A 22,331-nucleotide genomic window follows, 5' to 3' on the forward strand; every position below is an offset into this window, starting at 1 on the left:
ATCGATCTGTAAACACCTGCCTGTCAAGTGATTTTAATATCTTCATCTTTTGTGTATTTACATACAATTTACAAAATAACATACTCATTTACAATAATTTGAGACTTATATGGGTAACCCTAAAAAATAATTCTTTTGAGGGGATGCGTTAAACTTTATGCATCCAATTGTATTTTTATAATAGTAAAGAACAATCAACAGACAAAGAATATCATAGATTTAAGATACCATGATGTTAGATACATTCTTTACATTTTCCTATTAACAGAAATTGGGTTTCCTGCACTTCATAATTCTCTAATTCGGGAACATTAATGGTATAAGGCAAACATGCTATTTGATTACAATATTTACACTGAAAATGAATATGATTATGTAAGTCATGTTCTGAAGAACACTGTTTGCAAAGCGCATAATACGCTCTACCATCATCTCCGGTAACAAAATGAACTTTTCCACTTTCTGTAAATCGCTCTAATATTCTATAGATAGTGGTTTTATTTATCTTAATAGGCATTGCTTCCAAAATCGTTTCGGCAGACATAGTGTGAGATGCGTTTGCCAAAATTTCCAGTACCAATTCCTGTTTTTGGGTATTCCTTCTTTTTTTCATAGTTGAAAATGAAATAATTTGTTATTATTGCAGTAAAGTTGCAATTAACTCATGTTCTAAAGATACAAAGAATACTTGTTATTGTCTTTTTAAGGTTTTATAGTGACTTGTTAAGCAACATTTATTTATGATGATGTGTAATAAATAAAGACCAAAACTATGTTTACTATCAAAATTTTATAGCAAATAAATTATGGCAACTACCTGGAAAAATCACTACGTCTCTTTTCTCAAAAATGAACATTCACCAGCTGCAACATTACAGAAGGCACTTGATATTGTATCAATAGGCTCAAATGATTTTGTAGTTAAGAATGCATTGGACCTGGGGTGTGGTACTGGCATTGATACCTTTGCACTATTAGAAGCTGGCTGGAAGGTCACTGCCATAGATAAAGAAATAGATGGATTGGAACACTTATCAAACTCGGTACCAAATGATCTAAAGAAACATCTGAAGACTTGTTTATTAGATTTTAACCAGATTACTAAATTGCCAGAAGCCCAATTGGTTAATGCTAGTTTTAGTCTTCCGTTTTGTGCTCCAACAAACTTTGAGTCATTGTGGCAGGCAATTGTAGAGGCATTACCTTCTAAAGCAATTTTTTGTGGACATTTTTTTGGACCCAAAGATAGTTGGAATACAAAAGAAATGTCACATATGACGTTTCATTCTAATACTCAAGTTTCTGAACTTTTAGAAAACTTTTCGATTATTGTTAAAAAAGAAGTAGCTGCCGAAGGAAAAACCATTTCTGGAACTTCAAAATTTTGGCATGTATTTCATATTGTTGCCAGAAAACAATAACCATCAAATGGGTATTACTTAGGCTATTTTAGATTTCAGAATAGGTAATTTTATTTTCTTTTTTACACTTAGAACCAATCGCCAGGCAAATATTGCGTAAAGGGTGTTTTCTGCAATAAGGACATAGTATAATCCATCTATCCCATAAAAATGTTTAAAAACCCACAACAAAGGCAAAAATAACACGATTGGACGCAATAAAGGAAGTATACTAGCTTCTTTTGCTTTTCCTAATGATTGAAATAGAATAATCGCACTAGAACCAATCGGTAAAATAAGTAAAACCAAAAATACAACACGAATCTTCCATAGGGTGGCTATATCTGGGATGGTCTGGTTTACGACAATTTTTAACATCCACTCGGTAAAAAAAAGAACAGGAATTAATAAAACTATTGCAAAAACAATTCCGCCTTTTGTGAATAAAGCAAATGCTTTATGTATTTTATCATAGTTCTTTGCTCCATAATTTACACCTACAATGGGTTGCAATGGTTGTAAAAAGCCCAGTATAGGAATGGCCATAAAAGTAAATACACGTAGTACTCCACTAAATAAAGTAATATCGGTAACAGTTCCCAATGTGGTCAAAACCTGAAATAAAAAGAAGTACTTTACAGTATTCGATAGTTGTATCAAACTTGAAGAAAAACCTATTTTTAAGATTTCCCAAAGGATGGGTTTATTTATATTGAACTGAAAAAATTTTCCTGAGGGAAATTGTGACTTTTTAGAAAGTAAGTAAAGCGAAGTAGCAATAGCATAAACACCCATGGCAAGAACACTACTTAGGGCCGCCCCGACAATGCCTAATTTTAGAACCTCCATAAGAATAGGGGTACATACTACATTTATAATCACCGACAACATGGTATAGCGCATGGCTTCTTTTATATGACCTTCTGCTCGTATCAAACCATTTGCAGCTAATCCAAAGATCGAAAAGAAAAATCCAGTACTATAAACTTTTAAATAGGATATCGCATAAAGTGCTACGGTATCTTTTGCCCCTAAACTATCAACTAATTCTTCAGCAAATAATTGACAGACTATGAACAAAATAAAAGCACTTACTATTGATATACTTCTAATATTTGGAAGAATTTTTTTTTGAGTATTTAGATCTTTAGATCCTAGCGAACGACTAAGCAGTGAAGCACTTCCGGAAGCAATACATACGGTAATACTATTTATAATTAATGTAAATGGAAATAAAATAGATATAGCGGCAAAAGCTTCCTGACTCTCAAAATGACTTATATAAAAAGCATCAATTAGTGTATTAAGACTTACTACCATCATACCCATTATACTTGGAATGGATAACTTTAGTACCAACTGTTTTAAAGGAGTATTTTGTAAATCTATTTTGGACATTTCTAAAATTGCTTTAAAAAAGTAAGTTTTCCGATTAACTGTTGGTTATTGGTTGGATCTAGATCATCGGTAGATCGAGTTTCATTAAAAACCAAATAAAGAAAAGACAATGGAGCATATTCCCAACTAAATCGTGCATTCCAAAACCCTTGTTTACTAAACGAGTTGTATTGGTAAGACCCTGTAAGTTGTAGTTGTGGTGAAATGGCTAAGCGAGAGTTTGCGGTATATATATGAGTGTCTTTATCTTCTTTTGAGATACCTAAGTCTTGTAATGCGTTGTATTCATAATCTGTACCAATAGAAATATGTGGGATGGGAGCATAGCGGATTCCTGATTTTATGATGGTACGATTTCCATTGTAAAACCCTCCCCAAGACAGGGAAGAAGAAATTGATAGTTTTTTTGACTGATCACTACGATACCGAATTGTTTGTCGATTGTAAAAATATTGTTGCTGTTCTATTGGAATCCCTAAAGGACTAAAATCAAAATTTACATTTTGCCAGGTAGGGATAACTGAATATTCCAAAAAACTATTATCACTAAAAAAAACATACACAGGAAATAAATATAGGTTTGCTTGCTGAAAGTTCTCAGGGTTTTCATAATCATGATAATAGTTAATAAAAAGACCAGGGTCCCAACGTCGTATCCATTTGATTTTTTTTGGCCGAATGATAAAATACCCACCAGGATCATGATGAACAGCGTTATTTTGAAAAACAAACCCAGTACCCGGTAGATAATCCTTACTTACAAAATCTGTAGACCAGCCCCAATACATATGACTACTTCGATACGCTGCAAGAAGACTTCCTGCAATTCCTTTTTTATCTTGATTTTCATCATAAGTACCCGACAATAAGTATGAAAGAGACCAGGTATCATCAAACCTCATAAAACCATCTACAGTAACTGTAGAGTTATTGTTTTGTTGTGTATCGATTGTAGTATTGGGTTCATCGAGTCGATGATTATACATAATGCCAATATTGTTTTCTTTACCAAAGTTTTGGGTATAGCGTAACACTCCAAAATTGGCAGCAGCACTATTGTCTGTTTCTCTTTGTCGAATGTATAAGGCTCCCAGAGTTCGCTTTTCATTGCGATCTGTAAATCTAGCACCTACATCTATAGGAACTGGTATTGCATTAAAATTTCCTTGTAATCCAATTTTTCTACTAAAAAAAGGAAGTACTGATCTACTAGAACTTCCTGCCCAAATCCCCGAGTTTTCTAAAAAAAATGACCTTCTTTCAGGAAAAAAAAGGTTAAAACGTTCCAGGTTGTTAACTGTAAGGTCGACATCGGCCTGTGCAAAATCTGTATTAACTGTAAGGTCAAGTACAGATCTGGGGTTAAAAGCCCATTTTATATCTAATCCTGTTTTTGGATCATGGTCAGATGTTGTTTGGTCTATAGACTCATTTCGGGTATATTTGGATAACATATAGGGTTCTATCCTTAGATTAATACCTGCATTTGGTAATTCTAAACCTTTTAACTGAGCCGCATAGGTCATTCGATATTGACTCGCCGCTTGTGGTATAGGAGGAAAAACAGTTTGTTCATAATCTCTTCTGGCAAGACGACTCATGGTAATACCCCAAGTGATTTCTTCTCCATTTTTTGGTTTTTCATAGCGAAGAGCTTTAAATGGTATCGCAAACTCTGCATAATATCCCTCTGGTGTTCGTTGTGTTCTTACAGTCCAAAGAGCGTTCCAGTTAGCATCACGACTTCTATCATTAAAATCTTGTAGGTCTTTTTGGTTTCCAAAAGGCGTAGTTTGAAATGAAACACTGTATTGTTTCAGGTTTTGCGCATCTATTTGAATTGCAAAAACATCGTTTTCTCTTTCATCAAAATCGCGCTGAAGATTTTGAACCCTAATTCCTTTTTTTCCTAAGGAGTCTTTACAAAAGACTCCAAAATAAATGTTTTTTTCGTCAAATAGAACTTTTACTTCTGTCTCGTATTTGTAGGCTCCTCCTTGTCTGGGCTCTCTTCTAAAAAAATCTTTTGTCACACGGGCTTGTTGCCAATCACTTTCAATAAGTTTTCCATCTATCTTAATTTCTTCTGAAGCTTTTTTAGCTTGGATAATTAAAGAATGTTCTGGTGGTGAAAAATCATTGGTTTGTGCAATTATACCTGTTATAGACCAACAGAAAACCAGAAGAATATACCATATTTTATGCAAAGTAAAGTTCACTAAATAGTAGTTTTAATTAAGAAATAAATGTTAGTTTTTTGATGAATGTTTGGATTAAAATAAGTTCATACCGTTTCTTTTTTTAAGTATTTTTTCTTTTTAAGAGAAGCCATCCTATAGTTGCGAATAGGAAAAAAGCACCTACTATTTTTCCTAAATCTATTAGTGCATAGAATCTTAGGGTTTTTCCTTCTACCAACTGAAATACAGGGCGGTTTTTGTAATCACTTTGTTGAATTTTTTTATCCCAAAACAGTTTTTTGAAATAAAATGCAGTGATTTGATCATGAAATATTTTAATTGATTGTTGAAAATGTTGATACGAACTAACATCGGTATGTCCTACTTGATTAAACAACTCTTGAATATTTATTGCCGGACTGATCCAATTCATTTTTTTTGTCCATAAATCCCTTTGTCGCACCTGGTGTCTGTAAGTAGTTACATGAAGCGTATTATGAATATCTTGCAAAGATGTTAACCCTGCATATGCCTTTGCAGCCAAGTTATTAGAAACAGAGTCTTTAGGTCTGTAGTAACGAGGGGCTTGCCTGAAAAAATCCTGAATAATTTGATGTGCTTCATTAGGATCATTTTCGTTATCCATACTATTTCTTCTGGAAATGGCTGCAAGAGGAGTATTATCAATAGGATATTGAATCGTCACCCATATGTTTAAAACAGCCGGAATAACAATTAATAATACCAACCAAATACCCAAACTCATAATAGCATTAAAAGCCGAACTCATTTTTAGCCCTATGATCAATAACATCACTCCAAACCAAAATGAACAATACATAAATACTCCCACAAGCCATATAAAAACAGGATATTGATTATCTGCTTTTAAGATATTACCACTGCACAACAACCCTAATAGGGTAACCCCTAAAGCCAATCCTGTAATAAGAATAAAATAAAAAGCCCATTGAGATATAACGATTCTATCAACTCCCAAGGTTTGAAGTTTAAGCATTGGTAAAATTCCTTGTTCTTTTTCCTGGGCATAGAGACTATAAGTAAAAGTTATAATAAGTAATGGAAAAAGGTAAATAATGATAAAAGATAGGTCAAAGTTTCCTACAAACAGTTTTAACGGATTGGCAATATCATTCTCAAAAATTTGATAATAGAGACTCATACCCGTAAGTCTAAAATAAAAGGGATTAAGATCTAATTGCCCAATAGACAAAGATGCATAATCATGTATAGGAAAAATTGCATTATATGTGTGACGGTGCCAGGCAAAAGCAGGGTTGGTAGCATTTGTATAATGCCTTTTTTGTTCTTGATTGGTTATTTCATTTTTGAATGCATCTTCATACTCTTGAAATTCTTTAGATTCTATTTTCGAAATTTCTGCAATAGTTTCCTTTTGCGAATTCACCAACAATATTCCGTTAAATACAGCTGCTACTCCTAAAATCAAGACCCCAACCAATAAACCTATCTGAAACTTATTTCTGATAAAATGAAGCCACTCATTTTTTATGATAATCTTGAAAACACTAAACATAACTAGCTTTGATTTTTTTTGAATAACTATAAATTGCGAATAGCAATAGTATAATCCATGTAAAAATTGCAACGATTTCTATAAAATAAGATGCAATTACACGGTTAACAGATGTTGTCGTGTATGCAAAGGGAGCAATAGTCTTCCATAAATTTTGATTAGCTTTATACTCAAAGAATTCTCCGTTTCTTGAGTTTTTAGCCAAATCCATATTCATTTTTTTAACCAGGTTTCTTCTATATACTTCAGTATGTTTATGAAAATGAAAGTAGGCGTTTACATCTGTCGAGGTAAGTGCCATTGATAAATTTCTTATGGCGATATAAGGACTAATAAAACTGGCCCAACTACTTATGGCATTTTGTTTTTCTATAGTTTGTTCAAGCTTTTGCCAATGATGATCGTATACCTTTGCAGCATAATCTTCGCCGGCTTGTAAACTAATTCCTAAAAAATTTATAGGAAGTTGATGTAAGGAATCTTTTTGGTATTTTTTTAAATAGGTTTTTTCTAATTCTTTTCTTCTTTCAGAAGCAGAGAGATCTCCTTCTAATCCGTTTTTAATATCATCTGCGATGGTGTTTCTAAAAATTTTTAAGGATGGTAACGGAGTTAATTGTGTTCCTAGACCAGTAGCAGTTTTAGGAACAATAACAGCAAAAAACACCCAAATGGATAATAGTATGAGTAATGAATTACGTCCCGTTTTTGAAAGCATAGAAACCCAAACCGAAAGAGAAACAAAAATAACAATGTACAATGCATACAAAACAAGTAATAAAAGAATACGAAACGACAAGTCTTGGATAACATTTGCATTTATATAGCTGTTAGAAAAAATAAGAGCCACGGTAAAAAGTGGGACAAGCAGTGAGAATAGAATTAGTAAAATAGCAGCAATCTTTCCCGTTGCAATAGTGCCATAGGAAATATGCTGACTCATTAATAAACGTAAGGTTCCGTTTTCTCTTTCTGATGTAAAAGAATTAAAGGATAAAAAAATAACTAACAAAGGTATAAGAAGTTGAAAAACCAATGCAGCACTAAGCTGCCCAAAACGAATAGTACTACTATATTCTTGAGCAGGTCTAAACATAAATTCATGTTGGTAATGAGCCTCCAGATATTTAGAAGTTCCTGTAAAGGTATCTAGTCCAAAATCGAATAGACTTAAAAGCGTTTTAGGTTTAAAAACAAAGGTGCCGTAATGAGCGGCTGTATGCGGGTTTTTATCTATTTGATGCAACCACTCGATTCTTCTTTGCTCCTGTGCTAGTTCAACATTTTCTTGTTGTTGGTTATAAGTAATGTATCCAGCCCATAATGCTGTACTTAATAATAGTACGATAATTATAGCCATGATCCTTATCAAGCGTTGTCGTAAGGCTATTTTAATTTCTTTTTTAATAAGTAATGTTAAAACTTTCATTTTTAAAAAAGTTGATAATGACTTTTAGGAGTGAATACAATTGATAAAAGTTAGTTTTTCATATGTTTTAAATAAAGGCTTTCTAGATCCATAAAACTTACAGAGCCGGTATCAAACTTTTCTAATAATTGTCCTTCTTTCATAATTCCAATATGAGTACCTGTATCTTTTGCCCTAAACAGATCGTGGGTCGCCATAAGTATGGTTACTCCTTTTTCTTTCATCTCTAATAACAGTTCAGAAAACTCATTACTGGCCTTAGGATCCAGACCAGAGGTGGGTTCATCTAATAAAAGAATTTTTGAATTACGTGCTCTTGCCAATGCGATCCCTACTTTTTGCCGCATTCCTTTAGAATAACTATGAACTCGTTTATTTATAAAATCGGGTTGTAAACCAGATTTAAGTAAGATATGTTCCAATTCATCTTTGTTCAATGGGCTTCTTGACAAACCGCAAAAGAAACTAAGGTTTTCTAACCCAGTTAGACTTTTATAGAGCATTAAATTTTCTGGAATGTAAGAAATCAGTCCTTTTGTTTTTTGTGGGTTGGATTTTACATCCATATTACCAACTAATGCTTTTCCCTTAGTTGCACCAATAAAGTTCAAGAATAGATTAATGGTTGTAGATTTTCCTGCTCCATTTGCTCCCAAAAGGCAAAAAATTTGCCCCGGATCGATAGAAAGGTTCAGGGATTTTACAGCTGTAAAATCCCCATATTTTTTGGTTAAATCAATTGCTTGTAACATTAGTCGTTTTGTTTTGTTAATGCTACAATGCCTGTAATATAGCCACTGGAGCTTTTTGATTTTTGTGATGTTTCTCCCGTAGCTGGGTTATAGCTATAGATAGCGTCTAAGTCTGTTCCTGCGATCGGAAATAGTATTTCTGTATCACTTATTTGCATCATAAATGCAGTTCTAGAAGCGGCAAATGTTTTGGGTAAACTTTCTGATAAAACACCAAGACTTTCTTTGGTACTCAAGTTAAGTTTGTGGTATGAAAAAACCGGATTTGCACCATCGGTACCAAAAAAGTTTGCATCATCATCAGAGGTAAGAGTGAAGCTTTGACCATCACCAAAATGATAAAGCCCGAAGCAAGTTTTGCCAACTGTCGCGGCAAGATCAAAAAAGTATTCGGTATCAAAATCGGTTTGATCCTTTTTTATACGAAGGATTCCTCCTGGCTTATCTGTATATAAACCTGTTGCTTGTACATAAATATCTCCATTATCTGCTAAAGTCAATATTTCTGATGTCAGCGTGTTGAAAAGAGTTGATGTACGTTCATCAGTTATAATTTTGTCTAATTTATTTTCAGACAGATCGATCACGGCTAAGCTTGCTTGTGCTGCACCACCAAAATCATTAAGTGCAATAAACATATGACTATCTCTTACCAGAATATCAGAGTAAAACAATCCTTCTCCAGCATCAGAGATATCTATTTCTCCAGTGATTTTCATGGTGGTAGGATTAAAAATAACAACTCGGGCCAATCCGCCTCCTACAGTAGCGTACCCTTGTGTAGGACTAACAATTTCGACAGTAGAGAAAGAATTGGCACCGGGAACTACAATAGATTGATCTAAAGTAGTAATGCCTTCGTCATTGAAAACAAATTTTTGCATGGTAGCAGGTGCTCCAAATCCAGCGGTAAATAAAGAGCTTCCTTCTGTGTAAATAGCAGCAAATTGACCAATTTCTGTTCCGTTCGAATTATTTATTTCGGTGGCGCCAAGATCTTTTAATCCTTGCACATAGGTAGAAACAGTGTTTCCCGATCCCGATACCATTGCAAGTCCGTAGTTGATTTCTGCAACAGGATCATCTATAGGAGTGGTTGTATTAGTAACAGGGTTAGTATCATCATCATTATTACAAGAAGTTAAATGAGCAGTGACGATAACTGCCAATAAGATGATTAGTGTATGGGGTTTTTTAATTACTTTTAACATGACTATGGTTTTAATTGTGTGAAAGTTTTTAATTGAAATAAGTTCTGATTTTAAGATGTAATGATCTTCCGGGTTTTTGTACTCCAAAATTATCGTAGGCTTCTGTGTCAAAAAGATTATGTGTTTCCAGACTGAATGTATAATGTTTATTTTGATCTGTATACGACATCCCTATCTGGTGAAGCCATTGTGTTGGGATTTTTAATTTATCTTCTTCTCGACCGTCTATTTCCCAGTACCTAAAAAATGTTTTCACATAGTTGGTACGCCACCAAAAGCTTAGAGAGTCTTCTTTATGTAATATATTTTTATGCTTAGAATTTATTTCTCCATTGCCAAAGAGAGTAGGGCGATTAGGAAGTTGTTCTTCAAAATATCGATTGCTAGAAACTCCTGCCTTATCTTTTTCAGATCGATCCGTACTTTGTTGATACGTGAGACTACTCCTTATAGTTATAGCACGAATAGGACTATATGATAAGCTACCTTCGGCACCTAAAATCCTAGCTTTAAGTAAATTTTCATAACTAGGTAAAACAGGAGGAGGAACTGGCTGTAAAATGATAATATTCGAAACAGATCTTAAAAAACCATTTAGGCTTAAATTCCATCTTTTTTTGGTTAGGTTAATTTCCAGATTAGCATTATGACTTCTCTCTGGACTTAGGTTTAGGTTTGATGCGATACCAAATCTAAAATCCCCCAGGCTCTCTGTTCTATCCGGCAATCGGGTAGCGTATTCGTAAGAGGCTTTCAATAACCAGGAATTAGATACTTTAAAAGAAAAACTTTGACCCACTCCAAAAGCGGCATCGTTAGTTTCCTGTTGAGTAATATCTGAATTACCTACATTAGGCCCACTGGCATCATAATAATACCATTTCACAGAGCTGTTGCTATGTAACTTTTCGTTTAAAACTTTTTTTGATACTCCTATTCCTACAACGTTTTTAATAACTTCTGTAGGAGTTTGAAAAAAGTCTTGCTGATAATAAGCATTAGCGACAGGGTCTTTGCCGGTTCTATGAAAAAAAGAAGAAGTTGTATTTAGATATACCTGTGTGTTTTCCTTTGGATTATACTCTAGCAAAAATCGACCACTATAGGTATTTGCCCGATAGGTAAGATCATTTCCAGAAGTGGTAATCTCTCCTCCAGAAACCCGTTGTCCTACAATATTACCTGTCCAATCATATATGTTTAATGAGGTGTCCCTAAATTTGGAAGTTAAAAAGTTATAAGACCATTGTGTTTCTAGGTTTAAGTTTTTGAAGAGTTCTTTTTTACGATAATCAAAAATTGTACTTAATGAGGAGGCACTATTTGTTGCTTCTCCATAAGGTTGTCGCATTTCGAAGTTATGCTGAATTTCGTCATCAAACCCTGCAAGAACAAACTTAAGACTCGAATAATCAGCCCATTTTTTACTACTGGTATTTATGTTTGCCTGAACCGAGTAGCTGCTGAAAGCATCATGAAACTTATTGCTGTTTATAAACTCTGGATTACCATTTTCGTTAATCACCTGCACATTATTTATCTCATAGTTATTATCTGTATCGGTATAAAATCCATTGACTCCAATAGACCAATTATTTTTAAGTACTTTTCTTCCGCTTATGGTGGTTTGCCAGGTATTAAAAGAGCTGAATCCTTGGGTACCCTCTATAAAATCAAATTGTTCTGACTTAGAAATAATATGGATGCTTCCTCCCAGAGCATCTGACCCCAGATGTACAGGAACGGTGCCTTTGTATACCTCAATTTGTTTGATGGTTTGAATTGGTAACATGGCCAAAGAAGGGCCTATTCCAAATTCCTGAACCGGAAAAAGAAATTCAAGAGGGATTCCATCTAAGAATAACTTTACTTGTTTCCCAGTAAGCCCTTGTATAGAAATTTCTGCGTTGTTTCCTATACCCCCGCTTTCTCTTATTTGAACACCAGAAGCGACTCCCAATAGGTCTTTTGTGGCAATAGATCGGTGTTTAAAATCATTGGCTTTAATAAGAGAGACTATCTGTGAAGATTCTTTGAGTTTTTTAGCATCAGAATTGCTATTTAGAATGACTTCGTTAAGCATTTCTGTATTTTCTGATAATGATATTTTTACTTTTTTAGTTTGAACTTTGGCAGATAATGAAACTGTTATGGTTTTTGAAGAAAACCCAGTATAGCTGATCTGTATTTTTTGAGGCTGCAAAGGCAGGTTTTTTAACTCAAACATTCCCTCATTATCACTAATGGTACTCTGTGATGTATTTTTATTGTATATATGGGTTCCGGCCAGCGGTGTATTAGAAGAGTCTGTTACAATACCAAAAATTTTCCCTTGTTGACAAAATCCTGTCAAAGGAAATAGCAATAATAAAATAATATGCTCTTTGGTAATACCCATAATCAATGTGCTGCTATATTTTTATTTTTTTTAATACTCCTTCTTTATGTAATTCCTTAAACTGTTCAGTTTCTTCTGGATTGAGTGTATCAAAAGGAAGTAACCCATCTGCTTTGTTCCAGAGATTCTTAGTCTCATCTTTTAATTCATAAGCCTCATCATTGTCTTTCTTTATAAGAAATGATTGCCCGTTGGTTTTAATCAACTGAAGTATTTCTTGATTTCTGATGATATAATTGTTAGAAACGGTAGTCAACGGAATCGCCTCTCGCTCTTCATTGTATAGTAGATAATCATTTGCAGACAATAAGGCAATTTCTGTATTTGCTTGAGGAAGCATTTCAAATACTCGAATTTTGATTTGGGTTTTGTTTTGGTCGTCTTTATAATAGCTTACAATTTTTACAGGTGTTTTTTCTTCAGAGTGATTATAAACAATCGCTTTCTGGGTGGTGCGATCACATTTTTTAAGGCTTATTTTTTCTACAAAAAAGAAATCATCATTTCGGGTTTTAGAGAGTCGAACATTTCCATTACTATGTATTTCTGATACCAAGGTGTATTTTCCTATAGGTGCATCTTCTGGGACATGGTATGTAAAATAATAGTGTCTTCCTGATTGTATGTTTTGAAGTATTTCGACTAACTTTTCTTTACTAGCTTGTCCCTGTAAGTATTCTGCGATGACCAAAAGTGGAATGTTTTTATTTAAAAACTGTAAAACAGGTTTTCCATTTACATCGACTTTTTGGTTACTGTTAGGAAGCCCCAATACATTGTTTTCAAATAACATGGTTATTTTTCCATTAGGGTCTTTTACTCCAATTCGCACCCAAGGAAAGATATGTACTTCATTGAGGTGGGCTATATTAAAGTTCCAATGTATAGTTACCGTACTTTTTGGAATAGTTCTTTTTGGGAAAATACTCATTACTTACGTATTAGTTTCAACCGCTCTTTGCTGTATTTTTTTGGATAATCTCTAAACCATTTGATAACTGTTTCTTCTCCTAGATGCTCGTAGATCACCGTTAATAAAAACTCTAGTTTTTTTGCATACTCCTCTTTTGCAGTTTTGGGATCATTTTGCATCTTAAGAGTTCTGACCTCTTTTTCTTTCTTAGAGGCTGGAATATGATGAAAATAATCAGCATTTAAATATTGTTCACTTAGTTGATGGTATAATGGAGTAAACAATATTAGATTATGCCACATTTCATCTAATACTAAAAGTTCATCGGGGATAAATACCCCAGGAATTTGACTGATATAAAGAAACTTTAATGTTTCTTGCAATATATCATTGATTTCTTCCTCTTCAATTTGGTACATGTCAGAAAATCGAGAAATTATGTTTTCATCTTTAAACTGTAGTAGTTGGGTAAGTTGTTTTTTATCTAACTGCATGATCTAAAATATTTTGTGGTTTGGTGGCATGAGGTTTATCATGCCACCAAACAAAAGCAATGTTACAGCGTTGATGAACAATGTCCACAGTTGCTGCAGTGAGTTCCAAGAGATGATTTTGTTACTCTTTCTTCAATGATTTGAGCAATTAAGATTTCTTTTTGCATGATGAAAAAATTTAAAATGATTAAACATATGCCAACATTTTTTTAGGCGGTCAGCTTTAGCCTTACTATTGCAACAGAGGTGCAATTATATGCTTTTTTTTACAAATGCAATAATGTTGCATTTGTAAAAAAAAGTTAAATTATGTGAACGATAAGTGTTTTGGTAACCTGTGAATTCTCAGAGAGTTTTGTTATTTTTTTTAAATAATTTTGGTCATTTAGTAAAGAAAAGTTCCCCAGAGGTTATTTGTTTTGGTATAAAAATACAGTACTATTTGGATGTATTTAGAGTAAAAAAATACATTAATTTACTTTCTAGAATGTAATAAAATACAAAGCCTTAAAGCCAAAAAACACCTAAAATTTCCCTTAAAATTAATTTGTAGATAAGCAATGGGTTGTGTTAAACTCCAAGCTTATTAAAGTATTGCTTCAAAAACTTTAATGACTTGATAAATGTCATAGTATGTTAGTCATCAGACCTTTAATTTTAAAGGATTAAATGAAATTACTATGAAAAAAATCTTATTACCTACCGATTTCTCTGATAATGCTTTTAACGCTATCAACTATGCCATGCAGTTTTTTAAAAATGAAGTTTGTCACTTTTACATATTACATGTTCAAAAGGCCTCTCATTATATCACAGATGATCTTATGACCGCTTCTTCAAATACAACAATTCACGAATCTGTTGTTGAGGTTACAAAAAAGAAACTTCACCAAATACTAGAAGAACTCAAAGTACGATATGTTACAGAGGATTATACGTTTCATACACTTATCGACTATGATGTATTGGTTGATGCTTTTAATCAGGTTATTAGATCCAAGAATATAGATATGATTATTATGGGAACCAATGGTGTAACAGGTGCAGAAGAAGTATTGTTTGGAAGTAATACGATTAATGTAATTAGAAAAATTGATTGCCCTGTTATAATTATACCCCAAGGATTCAAATTTACCACGCCAAAAACAATATTATACGCAATAGATCATAATGATCACTTTGTAGAAGATGATCATCAACTTTTATCAAAAATGATAGACAAACATCAATCATCTTTAAAAATACTTAGAATTAAAAATGATGATAGTATAACTATTTCAGAATTTGAGGATAAAAAAAGTATGAGGATTTTCTTTAAAAACCAGGATCATACGTTTCATTCGATAACCAACGTACCTGCCGCTTTGGCCATCAATAGTTTTGTACAAATTATGGATATAGATATGACCGCAATGTTTGTTAAAAAAGAAACGTTTTTCAAACGTTTTTTCAAAGGATCAAACACTTCTAAAATAAGTTATGGTACGCGTGTGCCTTTATTGATTATGCACACTAGGACCTAATATTTTCAAAATATATTTTCTTGTGATTATTTACCTGGTACTATTTATATACATCCTAATAGTAGGTTTAATTATTTTTAGATTGCTTCTTAATGGGATGAGACCTACCAGAACATTAGCTTGGTTGTTAGCTATTTTTACTATTCCTGTAGGAGGAATGTTGTTATACCTAATCTTAGGTAGAAACCGTAGAAAAAATAAACTCTTTCAATTAAAAGGAACTCCAGTCGTTCGGGATTTTATTAAAAAAGCATTGCAGCAGCATATCACTCTAAGCGATAAAGAGCATTTGGATCATTACAAACTAATTTCTTTAATAACCCGAAATTCTCATTTTCCTCCTAGTACTGGTAATAAAGTAAAACTTCTTAAAAAAGGAAAAGCAACTTTTGAAGCAATTTTTAATGCGTTAGACAATGCCAAACATTTTATTTTCTTAGAATATTACATTTTTGAAGAAGGAAAGCTTACAACAAAGCTTTTTGAACTCTTTAAGCAAAAAACTTCTGAGGGTGTAAAAATCTATATTCTTTATGATGGTATTGGTAGTCTATCTCTACGAAAAATGTACATTGATAAACTAAAAGATATAGGAGTAGAGATACGTAAATTTTTGCCTATCAAGTTTAGTCATTTCTTATCTTCTATTAATTATAGAAATCATAGAAAAATTGTGGTTATAGATGGTGAAATTGCTTTTACAGGAGGGATTAACGTATCTGATAAATATCTATATGGTGATACTAATCTAGGAGTTTGGTATGATATGCATTTAAAAATAAAGGGTCCGGTGGTACATCATCTCAAAACTATTTTTGCATTAGATTGGTACTTAACCAGTAAGGATGAGTCTATATTAGATATACCTTCTTTACCCAATATAAATATAGAAGGACAATCCTCTGTACAAATAGTTCATAGCGGACCAGATGATGATTTTTCTTCATCCCAGCAAATGTTCTTCTCTATTATTAATGAAGCTCAAAAATATATCTATATTACTAATCCATATATAATACCAGGAGACTCTATACTTGATGCTCTAAAAGTCGCAGCCATGAGTAATATAGATGTACGTTTATTACTTTCTGAAAAATCAGATAATGTAATTGTACGATGGTGTGTAAGATCTTATTTTGAAAGGTTGCTTCAGGCGGGTGTAAAAATCTATCTTTTTGGTAGCGGATTTTTACATAGTAAGATGATCGTTTCTGATGATACGGTTTCATCTATTGGTTCTTCAAACCTTGATATACGCAGTTTTGAACAAAATTATGAAGTAAATGCGGTGATTTATCATGACGACTTTGCCATTGGGTTAAAAAATGATTTTTTAATCGATTGTAATAAAAGTACTCGGTTAAATTATCATACATTTTTACAAAGACCCTGGCGTCATAAATTAAAAGAAGGTGCAGCCAAAATTTTTAGCCCTATTTTATAGTCTTCCTTTGTCGTATCCAAAAATAGGTCACTTTATATACAAAACAAGGCAGAAAGTAAACTTAAGAAGTTACTTTCTGCCTTAACAAAAAAATCACGCATGATAAAACTCTATGCAGCTAGAAATGATATTGAATAATCATGCTCAATTATGCAATATCAATTATTTTTTTAGGAAGCTCTTTAGCTTCTTCTTTTTTGGTAAGGTGAAGCATAAGAATTCCATCTTTGTATGCAGCATTCACTTTTGTATCCTTACCAATGCTAGACGGTAATTGTAATCTTCTGTCTAATGTGTTATAACTAAACTCTTTCCTTGTATAGTTTTCTTCTTCTTCGATTTCTTTTTTACTTTTTTCGGCAGAGATATGCAACATATCGTTTTCTATAGATACTTCTATATCTTTCTTCGAAAAACCAGGAACTGCAAGCTCAATCTCGAAGTTATCCTTATTTTCTTTAACATTCATTGCAGGCAAATTTCTATCTCTTACAAAAAAATCATCTGCAAAAAAATCGTTGGTGTCTAGCCAGCTAGAAACTCTATCATTGGTCCAGGGAAACCGATTTCTATTAAATTTAATTAGTGACATAACGTTTGGTTTTATTATTATTTACTTTAAAAATACTTTCGCAAAGCATTAAAAAAAATGATAATTGTCAGTGTACTATACCTTTTGTTGATTTTTTGTAATCAATTAATTGTTTACGAGGTATATTCTTTTTTGAAGTAATCTCTAATCAATGCTTTGGTTTGATTTCTGGTCATGCTATCTACTTTGTAGACTCCATCAAGTTTTGTGGCTATTTCTTTATAATTTAGATTTAGCTCCTTTTTAAACCTTTCTCCAGTATCTGCCGGACCAAAAATCACCCATCTTTCTACACTTTTGAGATAGGAAACAATTTTTTTGAAATAAGCCTTGAATTGGTGTTTTTCTCTTTCTAAGTACTTACTATCCTGAACAACATCTTGGGGACCTCCTTTAAGACGAGTTCCTGAACCACCATGCACATGATACGTTTCTATATTCGAGGGGATTTTTATAATCTCTTCTTCCTCTCCTTTAATCATTACCACATACGCTTTTCTTTATCCATCCAAATTCCTAATCTTTTCATTTTTTTACTTTTTAATTTATATCATGTAATGTAAGCACAGGTACTTTTGCATGGTACCCCAAGTCTTTTACCATGGGTCTAGAAAAAATACTACCAAAAAAGCTATGTTTTCTGTTGATAAAAGTGATCATATCGCTATCTCTACTTTCTACAAAAGCACTTAAACCTCCATTTACATCTACATTATGAAGTGTATGGAAAGAGTAGGTTAACCCATCAAAGTTCTCTTCTAGTAAACCTTTATTATTCTCTTGTTCTAATGTTAGCTCATCAGATTTGGAGATATATAAAATTCGTATGGCCGCATTACTGATTTTGGCAATTTCTGTAAGATATTGTAACTCTCTATGCTTAAAAGAAGTTTTAAAATTGGTAGGAAAAACTATTTCTTTTGGCTCTTTATAAACCACTTCTTTAGGAATCGCCAGTATAGGACAATTTCTTATTTTTTCCATAGCCAGAATAGTATTACTCCCATAAACCAGATTATTGGCATCGGTGGCACCTTTGGTCCCCATTACAACCATCTGAATATCTTTTTTCTCTATGACATCTTTTATGGCCTCTAACAGATTGTTGAATTGAGAGATCATAAAAAATGTATGTATAGGAGATTCATCCCTAAAGCTTAATCGTTCTAATATTTTGCGTAACCCTTGCTCTGATTTTTCTTTTGCTTCTTCGTATTGTCTTTCGTTAGGCTCTGGAATCATCATGCTATCCAGTGCGTAACCAGGAGTATTGAAGACATTAAGAATGTAAAATTCACACTCCTAATGTTTAAATAAATCTACTGCATAGCTTATTGCGTTCCATGCATTTCTAGAAAAATCTGTGGGTAATAAAATCTTCTTTTTCATCGTTTTAAGTTTTAGAAGTTTACTCTTATAAATGTATGACGTGCAAAAACTGAAAACTATGACAATTATCAATTTAGCTCGGGAATTACCAAAAAAGGGATTGTAGGTGCAAATCCAATCTTTTTTATAACAGCCTCTTTAGTGAACTCTTCTAATACGCTATGACGATAGCGAATCATAAACAACATGTTAATATTCTTTTGTTTAATAAATTCTTGTATATGAAATGCTTTTTTAGCGTCTTTATGAAGATAATGCATGCTGATCTCAAAGTTCTTTAAATGTTGCTTTAGGGCTTTAAGAGAATGTTTTTGTTGTGAATCAAGCTCTTCTTCTTTGTGAATATGAAAAATTCTAATTTTTGATTCGAAAACTTTTGCAATGGTGATCATAGGTATTATTTCATTTTCATGATAAGACCTTCTTAAACCTGTGGCAAAAGCAATTTCTTTTGGCTTACAAAAATCAAACTCATCTGGGACAATCAGTACAGGGCAGTTTTTGTTTTTTCTAATTACTTTAACAGTATTACTGCCCATAAACATCTCTTTGGCGCTGGTAGCACCTTTAGTACCCATTACTATTAAATCAATATTTTTATGAGTAACAGTTTTGTTAATAGTTTCGGTTAGATCTTTGGAAACAGAAATTGTTTCAAAAGAATGATTTAGGTGTTCGGTATCCCTAATAATTCTATGTAATGATTCTTCTAGTTTTTCTTTTGATGCATTACTTAGTTTTTGATATAAAATTTTCCCTCTTTCAGTATTCATTCTGCTGGTTAAAACAGGAGTATTTACATCAAAAGTGTTAAGTATATAAATTTTGCATTTTTGATCCTGAAAAAGTCTTGTAGCATACAAGAGTGCGGCATATGCATTATTAGAAAAGTCGGTAGGTACTAGTATTCGTTGCATGATAGCGTATGTTTTATAAATTACTAGCTAAAACTAAACTCAAAACCCATGAAATACTATGACAATTCTCAGTCATCAGAAGGAATTACTAAAAAAGGAATTTCTATATGAAAAGTGATTTTTTTGATAATTGCTTCTCTGGTTAATTGTTCTATAAAACTATGAGGGTATTTTATCATCACTAAAACATCGATGTCTAACTCTTCAATAAATGCTTCAATTGCTTTTTCTATAGTAGAAAAATCTTGAATTACATGAAAATCATACGAAAGGTTTTTAAAATACCGTTCTAACGAACTAGAATTATAGTGCTGCACCTCGCTTAACTTTGGTTCATCATACACATGTATCATTCGTATAGTAGCATTACATCGTTTGGCCAAATCTATAATAGGTACTATCTCTGATTTAAAAAATATTCTTTCAAAGTCTGTAGCGAATGCTATTTCGGAAATGGGTGTAAAAGAAACGCTTTCGGGAATAATCAAAATCGGGCAATTATGGATATGCTTTACCAAATTTTGTGTATTACTTCCTATAAATACTTCTTTGGCCCCTGTAGCACCTTTGGTACCAATAACAATCATATCGTACAGTGTCTGGATTGTCATTTGTTGAACAACTTTTACAAAAGCTCCAGGCTTGGATATTGTTTCATAAATGTGTTTCGGATTTGCCAAATATTGATCAATATCCGTAAAAAGTAGCTCTAATTTTTTTTCAGATACTTTCTTAACGGCATCGTACAGGTGCCCAATTTTTTGCGAACTTACTGTTGATGACAATAGTGATGAAGGTACTTCATAAGTGTTTACAATATGAAACTTGCATGAAACATTCTTATACAAATTGGATGCATACTTTAATGTATTCCATGAGTTTGGAGAAAAATCAGTTGGTATAAGAATTTGTTTCATTTTTACTATTTATGATTAAGATTGAATCCTTTTTTCAGAGGGGATTACCAAAAATGGAATATTGGTATGATAGGTTATTTTATTAATTACTGGTGTAAATAATAAATTCTCGAAAAATGAGTGCTTATTATGGATCATGATTAATAAGTTTATAGTGTGTTTAGCTAGAAAGCCTTCTACAGCCTCTAATACATCAACATCTTCTGCTATATGAAATACATGGGTGTTCTTTTCTAAGTATTTATCCAAAAACATTTTGGTTTTTTCTTGCTTTTCATGTAGTAGAACACCAGCATATGCATTAAGAACATGAAGCTTACTATGATGCTTGCCGCAAACTTCTCTAAGTAAGGGTATAAAAGGATTTTTAGGGTTAAAGTTATAATCTGTAGTAAATAAAATATCGTTAGGTGTTTGATACTGGTATCCAGAAGGTACTGCAATCACGGGACACTTTACTTTTTTTATAGTATACATCGTATGAGTCCCTATAAATATTTCTTTGGCGCCAGTAGCCCCTTTGGTTCCCATTACAATTAGATCAATTTTATAAGTGTCAACAACTTCTTTGATTTCACCGATTAGAGTATTAAAAGCCGATAATCGAACAAATTCATGTTTCTGATTAGCAAATTCTTTTTTTAATTTAATTTCAATGCGTTCGAGCCCCTTGTTAGAATTAGCTAAGGCAACATCTTCTAAACCATAAACTGTTGGGTTTTCTATAAGATACTCTGCATGGTATGAGGCAGGTGTAAACGTATTAAGAAGATAAAATATAGTCTCTTCATCTTTAAAAAACTGCATTGCATATCTAATTGCATTATATGCATTATCAGAAAAATCGGTCGGTAATAATATTCTTTTCATGATCCTGAAATTTAATATCGTTGTAAATTTTGCATGACTAAAAAAGGAACTTTGATATGTAGGCCTATTTTATCTATCGTAGACTGATATAAAACTGTCTCTAAATAAGAATACCTGGAGTTTATCATCACCAGAAAATCGATATGCTGTGTTCTTATAAATTCATTAATCACTCTGGTAAGATTAGTATCATTGGCAACTCTATGAAACTGTAGTGCTATGTCGGGTAAACATTCTTTCAAGAATATTTTATGATCTTCTTGTCTAATAGAAAGTTTAGCAAAATCAGAAACGTATAAAAAATTGATTTTAGATCTAAAACTTTTCGCCAACGTACAAAGCAACTTGAGTTCGCGTCTTTTATAGGGTAATATAAAATCTGTAGGAAGCAAGATGTTTTTGGGAGCTTGATAAGAGCATTCGTTGGGAATTGCTAGTACAGGGCATTTTACATACTTAATCACTTGCAATGTATTACTCCCAAAAGTAAGCTGCTTGTCGTTTTGCTTTCCTTGCGTTCCCATAATAATGATATCTATATTTTCTTTGTCTACAATATCATTTGCTTCATCTACCAAATTTCCAAAAATCGATTGTACCTTATATTCATGCCTTGGATTTGGTGAAATATCATATATGATTTTTTGAGTAGTAAGTAGTTCTTTGTCAGAGTTTTGTTTTGTAGATTGTTTAATTTCTTCAAAATTATCTCTCGAAACCAATGTAAGATGATTATATACATCATCTGCGTATGTATGTATAATATAAAAAACACTCTGTTCGTATTTAAATAGCTCGACTGCATATCGAATTGCATTCATTGCATTTTCTGAAAAATCTGTGGGAATTAATATTCTTCTCATCAAGAAAAAACTTTATACGTTTTATCCAAAACTAGGCAATGAACGGTCTAAAAACTATGATAATTATCATACCCCATCAGTTT

General features: G+C 32.7%; 20 protein-coding genes. 3 read left to right on the top strand and 17 right to left on the bottom strand.

Features of this window, described 5'->3' with window-relative positions; translation table 11 throughout:
• Positions 1-235: 235 nt before the first annotated feature.
• On the bottom strand, positions 236-613 hold the full coding sequence (locus ABW636_RS14360) for a Fur family transcriptional regulator (protein WP_367590756.1): 378 nt from the start codon (positions 611-613) through the stop codon (positions 236-238).
• A gap of 193 nt (positions 614-806) precedes the next feature.
• Here ABW636_RS14360 and ABW636_RS14365 point away from each other — a divergent pair, with 193 nt between their 5' ends.
• Positions 807-1,421, top strand: a complete 615-nt coding sequence (locus ABW636_RS14365; RefSeq protein ID WP_367590757.1) for a class I SAM-dependent methyltransferase — start codon at positions 807-809, stop codon at positions 1,419-1,421.
• An 18-nt stretch (positions 1,422-1,439) separates the two neighbouring features.
• On the opposite strand, the gene ABW636_RS14370 is transcribed toward ABW636_RS14365, so the two are convergent.
• The 9 genes from ABW636_RS14370 to ABW636_RS14410 all read right to left on the bottom strand — a co-directional run bounded on the left by ABW636_RS14370 (position 1,440) and on the right by ABW636_RS14410 (position 13,733).
• Positions 1,440-2,798 carry an MATE family efflux transporter gene (locus tag ABW636_RS14370; protein WP_367590758.1) on the bottom strand — a complete coding sequence of 453 codons (1,359 nt, stop codon included), beginning with the start codon at positions 2,796-2,798 and terminating at the stop codon, positions 1,440-1,442.
• A gap of 2 nt (positions 2,799-2,800) precedes the next feature.
• Positions 2,801-5,017: a DUF5916 domain-containing protein gene (locus tag ABW636_RS14375; RefSeq protein WP_367590759.1), complete on the bottom strand. Its 2,217-nt coding sequence runs from the start codon at positions 5,015-5,017 to the stop codon at positions 2,801-2,803.
• 82 nt (positions 5,018-5,099) lie between these two features.
• Complete coding sequence (locus tag ABW636_RS14380; protein ID WP_367590760.1) at positions 5,100-6,536, bottom strand: DUF3526 domain-containing protein; 1,437 nt, start codon at positions 6,534-6,536, stop codon at positions 5,100-5,102.
• Positions 6,529-7,965 carry an ABC transporter permease gene (locus ABW636_RS14385; RefSeq protein WP_367590761.1) on the bottom strand — a complete coding sequence of 479 codons (1,437 nt, stop codon included), beginning with the start codon at positions 7,963-7,965 and terminating at the stop codon, positions 6,529-6,531. The genes ABW636_RS14380 and ABW636_RS14385 overlap by 8 nt, the downstream gene beginning before the upstream one ends.
• A 50-nt stretch (positions 7,966-8,015) precedes the next feature.
• The gene (locus ABW636_RS14390) at positions 8,016-8,717 is read right to left on the bottom strand and encodes an ABC transporter ATP-binding protein (protein ID WP_367590762.1); all 702 of its coding nucleotides are present in this window, start codon (positions 8,715-8,717) and stop codon (positions 8,016-8,018) included.
• Positions 8,717-9,928 (bottom strand): DUF4374 domain-containing protein, encoded by a 1,212-nt coding sequence (locus tag ABW636_RS14395; protein WP_367590763.1) that lies wholly within the window; start codon positions 9,926-9,928, stop codon positions 8,717-8,719. The genes ABW636_RS14390 and ABW636_RS14395 overlap by 1 nt, the downstream gene beginning before the upstream one ends.
• 28 nt (positions 9,929-9,956) lie before the next feature.
• A complete protein-coding gene (locus ABW636_RS14400; RefSeq protein WP_367590764.1) occupies positions 9,957-12,326 on the bottom strand; it encodes a TonB-dependent receptor in 2,370 nt (789 codons plus the stop codon).
• Positions 12,327-12,339: 13 nt separating this feature from the next.
• Complete coding sequence (locus tag ABW636_RS14405) at positions 12,340-13,257, bottom strand: hypothetical protein (RefSeq protein ID WP_367590765.1); 918 nt, start codon at positions 13,255-13,257, stop codon at positions 12,340-12,342.
• Positions 13,257-13,733: a glycine-rich domain-containing protein gene (locus ABW636_RS14410; protein ID WP_367590766.1), complete on the bottom strand. Its 477-nt coding sequence runs from the start codon at positions 13,731-13,733 to the stop codon at positions 13,257-13,259. Before ABW636_RS14410 ends, ABW636_RS14405 begins: the two co-directional genes overlap by 1 nt.
• Before the next feature lie 680 nt (positions 13,734-14,413).
• On the opposite strand from ABW636_RS14410, the gene ABW636_RS14415 reads away from it, so the two are divergent.
• Complete coding sequence (locus tag ABW636_RS14415) at positions 14,414-15,256, top strand: universal stress protein (RefSeq protein ID WP_367590767.1); 843 nt, start codon at positions 14,414-14,416, stop codon at positions 15,254-15,256.
• A 22-nt stretch (positions 15,257-15,278) separates the two neighbouring features.
• Positions 15,279-16,700, top strand: coding sequence for a cardiolipin synthase (gene cls / locus ABW636_RS14420; protein WP_367590768.1), 1,422 nt, complete (start codon positions 15,279-15,281; stop codon positions 16,698-16,700).
• A 148-nt stretch (positions 16,701-16,848) separates the two neighbouring features.
• On the opposite strand, the gene ABW636_RS14425 is transcribed toward cls, so the two are convergent.
• The 7 genes from ABW636_RS14425 to ABW636_RS14455 form a co-directional block, all read right to left on the bottom strand.
• Positions 16,849-17,292, bottom strand: a complete 444-nt coding sequence (locus ABW636_RS14425) for an Hsp20/alpha crystallin family protein (RefSeq protein ID WP_367590769.1) — start codon at positions 17,290-17,292, stop codon at positions 16,849-16,851.
• A 113-nt stretch (positions 17,293-17,405) separates the two neighbouring features.
• Positions 17,406-17,774: a hypothetical protein gene (locus ABW636_RS14430; RefSeq protein WP_367590770.1), complete on the bottom strand. Its 369-nt coding sequence runs from the start codon at positions 17,772-17,774 to the stop codon at positions 17,406-17,408.
• A 58-nt stretch (positions 17,775-17,832) separates the two neighbouring features.
• The gene (locus tag ABW636_RS14435) at positions 17,833-18,537 is read right to left on the bottom strand and encodes a universal stress protein (RefSeq protein WP_445012690.1); all 705 of its coding nucleotides are present in this window, start codon (positions 18,535-18,537) and stop codon (positions 17,833-17,835) included.
• A gap of 212 nt (positions 18,538-18,749) precedes the next feature.
• A complete protein-coding gene (locus tag ABW636_RS14440; RefSeq protein ID WP_367590771.1) occupies positions 18,750-19,598 on the bottom strand; it encodes a universal stress protein in 849 nt (282 codons plus the stop codon).
• Positions 19,599-19,666: 68 nt separating this feature from the next.
• The gene (locus ABW636_RS14445; RefSeq protein WP_367590772.1) at positions 19,667-20,515 is read right to left on the bottom strand and encodes a universal stress protein; all 849 of its coding nucleotides are present in this window, start codon (positions 20,513-20,515) and stop codon (positions 19,667-19,669) included.
• A gap of 15 nt (positions 20,516-20,530) precedes the next feature.
• Complete coding sequence (locus ABW636_RS14450; protein WP_367590773.1) at positions 20,531-21,385, bottom strand: universal stress protein; 855 nt, start codon at positions 21,383-21,385, stop codon at positions 20,531-20,533.
• An 11-nt stretch (positions 21,386-21,396) separates the two neighbouring features.
• A complete protein-coding gene (locus ABW636_RS14455; RefSeq protein WP_367590774.1) occupies positions 21,397-22,248 on the bottom strand; it encodes a universal stress protein in 852 nt (283 codons plus the stop codon).
• Between the last annotated feature and the right edge of the window lie 83 nt (positions 22,249-22,331).

Source organism: Aquimarina discodermiae (assembly GCF_040786235.1).
In the GTDB taxonomy this organism is placed as follows: Bacteria; Bacteroidota; Bacteroidia; order Flavobacteriales; family Flavobacteriaceae; genus Aquimarina.